Raw genomic sequence first — 10,000 nt, forward strand, 5'->3', positions numbered from 1 at the left:
GCGAGGGGCGTCAGGCGTCGAACCGCATCCGCAGCACGGTGCGGCCGTTCTCGGTCGTCTCGGTCACCCGGTCGGCCTGGCGGCGGATCAGCAGCATCGCGAGGTCGGCCAGCGGCACCGGCAGGTCCCCATCGCCGGGCGTGTCCGCCGCGACGGCACCCGACCGCTCGAACGCCGCGGTCGCGTCGACGAAATACTCGTCGAAGCCGAGGGTGAGCGCGAACGTCGCGCCGGGCCGTGGCGCGTCGAGCGCGATCTCGGCCGCCTCCATGGCGGCCGAGAACACCCGGTCGACGACGTCCCGCCGCGCGCCGGCCGCGGCACCCCCCTCCTCGCAGAGCGCATGGATGCGCTGCGGCAGGTCCGGGTCGACCGGCACCGCCATGCGCACGGTCCGCGTGGCGCCGATGCGGAAGACGGCGTTGAGCGCCAGCGCGATCACCAGAGACAGCATGAGCGCCGAGCCGGCGACGGCGCCGAGCCAGGACGGCAGGGTGGCGTAGAAGCCGAGGAAGGCGGCGTGGCTGATGCCGAAGAAGGTGCCGAGCCCGATCGTCAGGATGCGCCGGGCGTCGAGCAGCCGGGCGACGATGATCTGCAGCCCGTTGGCGAGGATGAAGGTCGAGGAGAAGAGCAGGACGGCGCCCGTCACCGGGCGCGGCATCGCCGCCGCCAGCGCCACCACGGGCGGGCAGAAGGCGAGCAGGACGAAGAGTGCGCCGACGGCCGCGCCGACCTGCCGGGCAAGGACGCCCGAAGCCTGGGAGAGGCCGATCGAGCCGGAGAAGGTGTTGAGGCCGACGCTGCCCAGGGCGCCGGCGACGATCGTCGACAGGCCGTCGGCGCGCACGCCGCGCTCGATCGAATCGAAGTCGGGGCGGACCCAGCGCCGGTCCGTCAGGCGCTGGCAGGTGGTGATGTCGCCCATCGCGCGCAGGGCCGAGGCCAGGGCGCCGATGACGAAATGCGGCGCGAGCGCGGCGTCGAACGTCGGCAGGACGAGGAGCAGGCGGGGCAGTTCGACGAGCGGGCCGGTCAGGTCGACGCCGAGGCCGGCGCGGTCGACCATGCCCGCGACCGCCGCGGCGGCATAGCCTGCGGTCACGCCGACGAGGACCGCGAAGGTGCGGACCGGGCCGCGCCCCCAGACGTTCAGGGCGACGATGCAGGCGAGCGATCCGAGCCCCAGGATCCAGACTTCGACCTGGGCCGGCTCGCTCGGGAACGGCCCGCCCGGCTCGACCGCGAACACCAGTTCGAAGCCGAGGAGCGCCAGCGTCAGCCCGATCATGACGACCGCGAGGCCGGAGATCTCGACCGGCAGCAGGCGGCGCCAGCGATGCAGGACGAAGGACCAGCCGATTTCGCAGAGGCCGGCGAAGATCGTCATCCCGGCGACCAGCGGCATGCCACCGACCGCTGCCGCCGCGAGGCATCCCGGCAGGTAGGCGGCGGTGAAGATGGAGGGCGCGAGAAAGCCGGCTCCGGACCATCGGCCGGCACGGCAGAGCAGGATCGACCCGGCGCCGAGGGCGATCAGCGACGCCGCGATGACGGCTTCGGCGTCGTCGGCCGGGAGGTGCGCGGCCGCGGCGACGAGGGCGGGGAAGACGAGCCCGACCGGGGCGATGACGGCGACGTGCTGAAGCGCGTTCAGCAGCAGTTCGAGCGGCGGCAGCCGATCGTCGCGTCCGTACCGGACCGCGCCCGCCGCACCGGTCATCACGCTGCCGCGCCGACGCCTACGACCGCGTCCGGTCGGTCCAGCCCTGTTTCAGGCGCCGGGCGAACCCGCGCGGATCCTGTCTCGGATCGACGTCGCGGGCGGCGGAGCGGATCTCGGCAGCCGCGGCCTGGAGCTTGGGCTTCGCCCGCTGCATCAGGTCGACGGCCTTCTCCTGGACCCGCGGGTCGGCGGCGAGGCGCCGGACGATCTGGAACAATGCGGCTCTCATGACCCATCCATATGCCCTCGCGGGCGCTGCAAGACAACGCCTGCCTCGCCCGGGGGCGCGTCGCGGCGGCTGTCCGTCCGCTCGACCAGCGGGCGCCGCACGGGTGTCGCCGGCCTGCGCGGCGGCGCCGCCGGGCCGGGCCCCGGAGGACCGGGCGCGGGTGGAGCGGATGCGGCGGCGTCCCGGGATTGGGCCGGGGCCTGCCGCGCCCATGGTCCCGCCGCCCAAGGCGGCCGGTGGCGTGCCGGCGGGGCGTGGGGCGCGGAGGTGACCGGCGGCCGAGGCCCTTGCGCCCAGGTCGCCGTCGCATCCCAGATGGCGCCGACGAGGGCCAGCAGGACCCGGCGCACGACGAGGATGACGACGAGGCCGAACAGCCAGGCCAGCACCAGCCCGACCGGCCCGGCCGCCTCGATGCGCAGGATCAGGTTGTAGAGGATCGCCTCCAGTTCGGGCTGGCCGAGCTCGATCTCGAGCGAGCGCAGCACCGTCCCCGTCTCGAGCAGGGACTGCAGGGCGCCGGCCAGCAGCACCGTCCACAGGACGATGGCGACGAAGGCGACGGCTCGGACGGCGAAGCGGACGATCGGAACGGGTCCTCCGGGGCTGCCGGACGGAGGCTACTCCAGTCGGTGCGGCATGGCGATGGCGGGCGGGCGCGAGCGATGCGGGAACGCGGGCGCGCGGCTGCCCGTTGGCTCGGCATCCGCGGGGATCGCACGGGGCAACGGCCGATGGCTGCACCACATGCCTTCTGGAAGGGCTACCTCAAGCTGTCGCTGGTCACCTGTCCGGTGGCGATGACCCCGGCCCTGACCGAGGGCGAGCGCGTCCGCTTCCGGACCATCAACCGCGCCACGGGCAATCCCGTTGCCAGCCGCTACGTCGATGCCGGTTCCGGCCGGCCCGTCCCCGAGGATCGGCTGGTGATGGGCTACGAGACGGGCGAGCGCGAGTTCGTCCTTCTGGAAGAGGAGGAACTGGCGGCCGTCCGGTTGGAGAGCACGCGGACGATCGACATCGAGCGCTTCGTGCCGGCCGACACGGTGCCGGCGATCTGGCGCGACCGTCCGCACTATCTCCTGCCCGACGACAAGGTGGGGGAAGAGGCGTTCGCGGTCATCCGCGAAGGCATGGAGCAGACGGCCACGGCCGGGCTGTCGCGCCTCGTCCTCTATCGGCGCGAGCGTCGCGTCCTGCTGGAGCCGCGCGGCCGCGGCGTCCTGCTCTGGACCCTGCGCGATCCGGACCAGGTGCGCGGCGACGTCGACGTGCCGGGCCGGGGCAAGGAGCCGGATGTGCCGGCCGATGCGGTCGCGGTGGCCCGCCGCGTCATCAAGGAGCGCACCCGGCCCTGGGACCCGGCCCTCCTCTGCGACCCGGTGCAGGAGCGCCTGCAGGCGATCATCGCCGGCAAGCGGCGAAAGGGCCGGAAGCCGCGGCGGGAGAAGGCGCCGCCGCCGGCGCCACGCGCCGGCAACGTCGTCGACATCATGGAGGCGCTGCGTCGCAGCCTTGCCGGCGAGCGCCGCCGCCGCGACTGAGCTAGCGCCGCCGGCGCGAGGGCGACACCGCCGGCAGCGGCGCGGCGGCCCGGCGGAAGTCGGCCCAGGGATCGCCCGCCAGGTTCGCGAGGCGCGTCGGCGCGTTGGCGACGGTGAACCAGGCGGGTCCGATGTCCGGCGACAGTTCCTCCCAGGCGACGGGCATCGAGACCGGTGCGCCGGCGCGCGCCCGCGGGCTGTAGGGGGCGACGGCGGTGGCGCCGCGGCCGTTGCGCAGGTAGTCGACGAAGATGCGGCCGCGACGCGCCGCCTTCGTCGCCTTGGCGACGTAGCGGCCCGGTTCGTCGCCCGCCATCGCCTCGGCGATGCCACGGCTGAAGGCCTTGGCCGCCGTCCAGCGGGCGGCCGGGCGCAGCGGCGCCACGACATGCAGGCCCTTGCCGCCCGAGGTCTTGACGAAGGCGGCGAGGCCGGCCGCCGCCAGCCGCGCCCGGACTTCCAGCGCCGCTGCGATCACCGCCTGCCAGGAGACCTCCGGGCCGGGGTCGAGGTCGAAGGTCAGCATGTCCGGGCGCTCGATGTCGGCCAGCGCCGCACCCCACGGGTGGATCTCGAGTGCGCCGGACTGGACGAGGCCGATGGCGCCGTCGAGCCCGTCGATCGACAGCAGTTGCTCGCCCCCCGCCGGGCCGGCGCCGACCCGGATCGTCTTCGGCATGCCCCGCCAGCCGTGCTTCTGGAAGAAGCACGCCCGGCCGACGCCGTCCGGGCAGCGGACGAGGGCGAGCGGCCGGCCGACGACGTGGGGCGCCATCCGTGGCCAGACCTCGGCGTAGTATTCGGCCAGTCCCTCCTTGGTGACGCCGGTATCCGGCCAGTAGACGCGGTCCGGATGGGTGAGGCGCACGCGGTAGGCCGGTCGCTCCGCACGGCCGGGTTCCGGCTGTTCGATGCCGACCTCCTTCGCCGGCTTGTCCTCGCGCAGCCCGCGGAAGGAAGCATGGCGCAGGTGGTGGTCGGCGGTCCAGCCGCGGTACTCGACCTCCGCCACCAGTTCGGGATCGACGAACCGCACGCCGCGGGCGGCCTCGGCCGACAGCCGTCCGGCGAAGGGGGAGGCCTCGCGGCCGATCGCGTCCAGCCGTCGAAAGAGCTCGCGCGCGGTCCGGTTGTCGAAGCCGGTGCCGACCCGCCCGGCATGACGCAGCCGGCCCTTGTCGTGGTAGCCCAGCACCAGCGAGCCGACGGCCTGCCGGGACACGCTCGACGGCACGAACCCGCCGATCACGAACTCCTGGCGGAGGCCGCACTTCGACTTGACCCAGTCCTTGCCGCGCCCGGACCGGTAGGGGCTGTCGCGCAGCTTGGAGACCACGCCTTCGAGGCCGAGCCGGCAGGCATGGCGCTGCATCATGTCGCCCTCGGCATCGAAATGCTCGCTGAAGCGGACCCGGGCGTCCGCCCCGGCGAGCAGCGTCGCCAGCCGCTCCTTGCGGCGGACGAGCGGCACCCGCCGGAGGTCGAGCCCGTCGAGGTGCAGGAGGTCGAAGAGCCAGATCGCGAAGCGGTCCCGGCGGCCCTCGGCGAGGTCGGCCTGGATCAGGGCGAAGTCCGTGGCGCCGGACGGGCCTTCGACGACGACCTCGCCGTCGAGCAGCGCCGATCGGGCCGGCAGGGCGGCCAACGCGGCGGCAAGATCGTTCCCGAAGTGGTCGGTCCAGTCGAGGCCGCTGCGCGTGCGCAGCCGCGCCCGGCCGCCGGCGATGCGCACCTGGATGCGGTAGCCGTCGAACTTGATCTCGTGCAGCCACCGCCGCCCGGTGGGCGCCCGGGGCTGCAGGGCCGCCAGGCACGGCGCGACGAACTCCGGCATCGGCTCCGCGGCCGATCCGGCCGTCGGGGCGGCCGCCCGCCCGTCGCCGCGCCGCCGCTTCGGCCGGGTGTCGCCGCCGGCCGCAATCTCGGCCAGGCCGCGCCCGGTCGCCACCGAATCCGGCCGTTCCTCGAGGATGTCGGGCGCGTCGGCCGGCCGCGCCGCCTCGTCGTCGCTCTTGATGAGCAGCCAGTTCTCCCGCTTCTCGCGCGGCTTGCCGCGGAGACGCACGAGATGCCAGCGGCCGCGCAGCTTCTCGCCCTCGAGGACGAAGTCGAGGTGGCCATTGCCCAGCGCCCGCGCCGGATCGCCCTCCGGTGCCCAGGTGCCGCGGTCCCAGACCAGCACGGTGCCGCCGCCATACTCTCCCTTGGGGATGGTGCCCTCGAAGCCGCCATAGTCGAGCGGGTGGTCCTCGACCTGGACGGCGAGCCGCTTCTCGCCGGCCACCAGGCTCGGCCCGCGCGTCACCGCCCAGCTGCGGAAGACGCCGTCCATCTCGAGCCGCAGGTCGTAGTGGAGCCGGGTCGCGTCGTGCTTCTGGACGACGAAGCGGGCCGCACCGCCGCCGGCTCGGCCGCCCTGCGGCTCCCGGGTGCGCGAGAAGTCGCGCCGGGCACGATAGGGGGCCAACCGGTCCGGCCCGGGTGCGGCGCGCGCCATGGCTCACCCCGCCCGGCGCCGGCGCGCCGGCGCCGCCGACTTGCCGGCCGCCGCCCGCCTGCTCGTGCCGGTCCTGGCGCCGCTGCGCGCCTTCGGCGCCGGTGCCTTGGCGCCGGCGCTCCGCCGCAGGGCGTCCATCAGGTCGATCACCTCGCCGCCGGCGGCCGGGCGCGGCTTCGGCAGCTTCTTGCCGGCCTGCTTGGCCCGGATCAGTTCGCCCAGCGCCGCCTCGTAGCGGTCCTCGAAGGCGTCCGGGTCGAACCTGCCGCGCCGGGTGCCGATGATGTGGCGGACGAGGTCGATCATCTCCGGGTCGAGGCGGCGGTCGGGCACCGCCTCCAGGATCGAAGCGGCGGCGCGGACCTCGTAGTCGAAATGGAGCGTCGCCGCGGCGAAGCCGCTTGCGCACGGGGCCAGCAGGAGGGCGCGGTCGCGGCGGAACAGGACCGTGCGGCCGATGCCGACCACCCCGCCCGCCGCCATGGCGGCACGGACCACGGCGAAGACCTCCCGGCCGCTGCGGTCGGTCGGCGCCAGGCGATAGGGACGGTCGCGGAAGACCGGATCGAAATCGGCCGCAGCGACGAAGCTCTCGATCTCGATGCGATGGGTGCTCGCCGGCACGGCCGCGTCGATCTCCTCCTGCTCCAGCAAGATGTGACGGCCGTCGCCCGTATCGTAGCCCTTCACCTGGGCGTCGCGGTCGACCGGCTTGCCGGTCTCGGCATCTACGAACTGCCGGCGCACCCGGTGCCCGCTGCGCCGGTCGAGGGTGTGCAGCCGGATGCGCTCGCCCTCCGACACCAGCGCGTAGAGCGCGACCGGGCAGCTCAGCGCCCCCAGCGTCAGATGGCCCTTCCAGGTCGCGCGCGGCGCCATGGGTCCGTCCGTCAGCGGATCGGAGGCAGGGCGCGCAGCGCCTTGAGGTGACCCTGGACGACGGGCTTGGCGGTCTCGGCCAGCAGACGCAGGCCGTCGACCGGGCCCGTCACCGCGTAGCGCGTATGCTGGGCAAGCAGGTCCTCGGTCGCACGCACCTGCAGGCGGACGAACATGCGGTCGAAATCCGCCGCCGGCGCGCCATTGAGCCCGGCGAGGAGCGCCTTGTGCGGGCGGTCGAGGCGGGCCGGCAGTTCCGGCTTCGGCGCGACCTCCTCGATCGACTGGGCGAGCTGGGCGCCGAGCCAGCCATGGTCGTCGAGCACCTGCTGCGCGAGGAGTCGGATTTCCGGCGCGCGGCCGCGGCGGAGCGCGACCTTTCCGGTCTCGACCCGGAACATGTCGTGCATCGCCACCTGCTGGACATAGTCCGCCGTCACGTCCTTGCCGACGAGCAGGTCGACGGCCGACCGCTGCGCCGCCGCGGGGGCGGCCCAGAGGGCGAGGACACAGGGAAGGGCGAAGAGGGCCGGTCGCAGCATCGATCGGGTCCGGACGGGTCGGCGACGGGCTGGAAACACCGGACACGCCGTCCGGGTTCCCCCATGGGTCAATGCCAGGGTAGCTGCCGCTCGATCTCGGCGTCGATCTCCCCGCCCACCAGGATGACCACGGCCGAAAGCCACATCCAGGTCATGAAGCCGACGACGGCGCCCAGCGAGCCATAGGTTCCGTCGTAGTCGGCGAAGCGGGCGACATACCAGGAGAAGAGCATGGAGACCGCCATCCAGGCGGCGACGGCGACGAGGCTGGCGATGGCGATCGCCGGCCAGCGGCTGCCGGACGGGGGCCGGGGGCGGCAGGGGCCCCAGCGATAGAGGATGGCGAGGCCGCCGGCGAGCGCCGCCGCCAGCGCCGGCCAGCGCAGCACCGTCAGCATGTCCGTCAGCGCCGTCAGGCCGAGCCAGCGCACGGCGACCGGGACGGCGACGACACCGGCCAGCGCGAGCAGCAGGAGGGCGATCGCGCCCAGCGTGAAGCCCAGCGTCTGGCAGGTCAGGCGGACGAGGGAGCGGTCCTCGTCGACGCCATGGACGACGTTGAGCGCATCGAAGATCGCCTTCATCCCGGCGTTGGCGCTCCACAGGGACAGCGCGAGGCTGAAGGCCAGGGTCGCACCCAGCGTTTCCGTCGGCCGTGCCGCGATACGCGCGAGCTGGCCGGCGATCAGGTCCGCCGCCGCGGCCGGCAGGAAGAAATAGAGCTGCCGCATGTGGTCGGCGATGGTCGCCGGGTCGGCGGCGAGCCCATAGAGCGAAACCAGCGCCGCGAGGCTCGGGACGAGGGCGAGCAGGGCATAGAAGGTGACCCCGGCCGCCACCGCCAGCACCCGGTCGTCGAGGATTTCGCGATAGACCCGTCCGAGGAGAGCGAGCCAGCCGTGCCGCGCCGGCGCGACCGACAGGGGGAGCGCCAGCCTCGCCGCCCGGTCGGAGCGGGCGGTAGGTCGGCCGGCCCGTCGCTCGTGATCCCAGGCGGTCGCGGCGACGGCGGCGAACAGGAGCACGACCACCAGGTGGAGCCGGACGGACGGGGAGGGACGGGGCAACGCCATGTCGAGCGCGGGGACGGTGCCGGTCGCGGCCGGCTCAGGCCGTCGCCGGCCCGGGCCCGGGCAGGTCGATCGTCGCGACCGCGTCGCGGACCGACTGGGCCACGCGCCGGGCGTCGCCGCCGTCCGGCGGCGGCGGCGGGGCGTCGTCGCGGCCGGGGATGGCGGCCGTGACCGCCATCCCGGCGCCGACGAGGAGGCCGGCGAGCAGAATGCCGATCGTCAGCCCGGGCAGGGGGCCCGGAGGAGCCCCGCCACCGAGGATGTCGGCCGCCAGCAGGATGGCGATCTGGCCCCAGGCGAGCCCGCCGCCGAAGGCGACCGGAAGGAGGGCGAGGTCCCGGCGTCCCGATGCGCGCATTCCCACGATCCTCCTGGTTGCGACAATTCCGACCGAGCGGCGCTCGTCAATTGAAATGGCGTTGGCCGGGCGGTGGTTCCGTGCGAATGGTGGACCTACCATTGGACGAGAATGGGGGCGGACGGATGCCGGACGGCAGGGGCGCAACCGCAGGTCGCGAGGGCGGCACCGACGACCGCCCGAGCCGCGGTCTGCTGGCGCTGCAGACCGAGATCCTGGAGGCGGTGGCGACCGGGACCCCGCTCCAAGAGGTCGCGGCCCTGCTCTGCCGGCGGGCCGAGGCGATGGCGCCGTCGGCGATCTGCACGATCGTCGGCATCGACGAGCACGGGCGCCTCGACCCGATCGCGGCACCCAGCCTTCCCGATGCCTACTCGGAGGCGATCGCCGGCGTGCCGGTCGGGCCGCGGTCCGGGTCGTGCGGCACGGCCGCCTTCCTCGGCCGCCCGGTCGAGGTGCGCGACATCGAGACCGACCCGCTATGGACCGACTATGCGGCGATCGGACTGGCGATCGGCCTGCGGGCCTGCTGGTCGAGCCCGATCTTCGCCCGCGACGGCCGGGTCGTCGCGACCTTCGCCTTCTACTATCGCACCCGGCGCGGCCCGGGCGTCATCGAGCGCCGGATCGTCGACACCTGCGTCCATCTCTGCGCGATCGCGCTCGCCCATGCCGAGGCGCAGCGCCGCAACTACGCGCTGGCCCATTTCGACCAGCTGACGGGCCTGCCCAACCGGCGGCGGTTCAACGCCGTGCTCGACGCACGCCTGGCCGCCGCCGATCCGTCGTTCGGGCTCCTGCTGGTCGACATCGATCACCTGAAGGCGATCAACGACACCATGGGCCACGTCGTCGGGGATGCGGTGATCCAGGAGGTGGCAAGGCGCATCCGGGATGCGGCGCCGGACGCGCTCGCCTTCCGGCTGGCCGGCGACGAGTTCGCGCTGCTGGTCGAGCCCTGCCCGGACCACGCGGCGCTGGCCGCGGTGTCGACGGCGGTCCTGGCCGCCGCCCGCGCGCCCTTCGCCTGCGAGGGCGGCGTCCTGGTGCCGCAGGTGACCGCCGGCGGCGTCGTCCGCGGCGTCGACGGTACGGAGGCCGAGACGCTGTCCCAGAATGCCGACTTCGCCCTGCATCATGCCAAGGAGGTCC

General features: G+C 74.2%; 10 protein-coding genes. 2 read left to right on the forward strand and 8 right to left on the reverse strand.

The features are described 5' to 3' along the window. Positions 1-10: 10 nt before the first annotated feature. The 3 genes from ACE3Q3_RS13430 to ACE3Q3_RS13440 are packed head-to-tail and all read right to left on the reverse strand — an operon-like array spanning position 11 to position 2,488. A complete protein-coding gene (locus tag ACE3Q3_RS13430) occupies positions 11-1,723 on the reverse strand; it encodes a uracil-xanthine permease family protein (protein ID WP_374446848.1) in 1,713 nt (570 codons plus the stop codon). A 19-nt stretch (positions 1,724-1,742) separates the two neighbouring features. Then, positions 1,743-1,955, reverse strand: a complete 213-nt coding sequence (locus ACE3Q3_RS13435; protein ID WP_374446849.1) for a hypothetical protein — start codon at positions 1,953-1,955, stop codon at positions 1,743-1,745. After that, positions 1,952-2,488 carry a hypothetical protein gene (locus ACE3Q3_RS13440; RefSeq protein WP_374446850.1) on the reverse strand — a complete coding sequence of 179 codons (537 nt, stop codon included), beginning with the start codon at positions 2,486-2,488 and terminating at the stop codon, positions 1,952-1,954. Before ACE3Q3_RS13440 ends, ACE3Q3_RS13435 begins: the two co-directional genes overlap by 4 nt. A 201-nt stretch (positions 2,489-2,689) precedes the next feature. Between ACE3Q3_RS13440 and ACE3Q3_RS13445 the strand changes: the two genes are divergently transcribed. Further along, complete coding sequence (locus ACE3Q3_RS13445; RefSeq protein WP_374446852.1) at positions 2,690-3,499, forward strand: Ku protein; 810 nt, start codon at positions 2,690-2,692, stop codon at positions 3,497-3,499. A gap of 1 nt (position 3,500) precedes the next feature. On the opposite strand, the gene ligD is transcribed toward ACE3Q3_RS13445, so the two are convergent. From ligD to ACE3Q3_RS13470, 5 genes are all read right to left on the reverse strand, one after another. Beyond that, on the reverse strand, positions 3,501-5,996 hold the full coding sequence (gene ligD / locus ACE3Q3_RS13450) for a DNA ligase D (protein ID WP_374446854.1): 2,496 nt from the start codon (positions 5,994-5,996) through the stop codon (positions 3,501-3,503). 3 nt (positions 5,997-5,999) lie between these two features. Continuing rightward, positions 6,000-6,875: a Ku protein gene (locus ACE3Q3_RS13455; RefSeq protein ID WP_374446856.1), complete on the reverse strand. Its 876-nt coding sequence runs from the start codon at positions 6,873-6,875 to the stop codon at positions 6,000-6,002. Positions 6,876-6,886: 11 nt separating this feature from the next. After that, positions 6,887-7,417 (reverse strand): DUF4142 domain-containing protein, encoded by a 531-nt coding sequence (locus ACE3Q3_RS13460; RefSeq protein ID WP_374446858.1) that lies wholly within the window; start codon positions 7,415-7,417, stop codon positions 6,887-6,889. 68 nt (positions 7,418-7,485) lie between these two features. After that, positions 7,486-8,484, reverse strand: coding sequence for a YihY/virulence factor BrkB family protein (locus tag ACE3Q3_RS13465; RefSeq protein ID WP_374446860.1), 999 nt, complete (start codon positions 8,482-8,484; stop codon positions 7,486-7,488). 40 nt (positions 8,485-8,524) lie between these two features. Then, positions 8,525-8,848, reverse strand: a complete 324-nt coding sequence (locus ACE3Q3_RS13470; protein ID WP_374446862.1) for a hypothetical protein — start codon at positions 8,846-8,848, stop codon at positions 8,525-8,527. A gap of 125 nt (positions 8,849-8,973) precedes the next feature. On the opposite strand from ACE3Q3_RS13470, the gene ACE3Q3_RS13475 reads away from it, so the two are divergent. Further along, positions 8,974-10,000, forward strand: a 1,027-nt coding sequence (locus ACE3Q3_RS13475) for a diguanylate cyclase domain-containing protein (protein ID WP_374446863.1), incomplete at its 3' end; no start/stop codon positions are given.

Source organism: Allostella sp. (assembly GCF_041913585.1).
Classification (GTDB): Bacteria; Pseudomonadota; Alphaproteobacteria; order ATCC43930; family Allostellaceae; genus Allostella.

Coding starts and splice junctions, on each gene's coding strand:
- ACE3Q3_RS13430 (WP_374446848.1), bottom strand. CDS start 1,723: ATGACCGGTGCGGCGGGCGCGGTCCGGTACGGACGCGACGATCGGCTG.
- ACE3Q3_RS13435 (WP_374446849.1), bottom strand. CDS start 1,955: ATGAGAGCCGCATTGTTCCAGATCGTCCGGCGCCTCGCCGCCGACCCG.
- ACE3Q3_RS13445 (WP_374446852.1), top strand. CDS start 2,690: ATGGCTGCACCACATGCCTTCTGGAAGGGCTACCTCAAGCTGTCGCTG.
- ligD (WP_374446854.1), bottom strand. CDS start 5,996: ATGGCGCGCGCCGCACCCGGGCCGGACCGGTTGGCCCCCTATCGTGCC.
- ACE3Q3_RS13455 (WP_374446856.1), bottom strand. CDS start 6,875: ATGGCGCCGCGCGCGACCTGGAAGGGCCATCTGACGCTGGGGGCGCTG.
- ACE3Q3_RS13460 (WP_374446858.1), bottom strand. CDS start 7,417: ATGCTGCGACCGGCCCTCTTCGCCCTTCCCTGTGTCCTCGCCCTCTGG.
- ACE3Q3_RS13470 (WP_374446862.1), bottom strand. CDS start 8,848: ATGCGCGCATCGGGACGCCGGGACCTCGCCCTCCTTCCGGTCGCCTTC.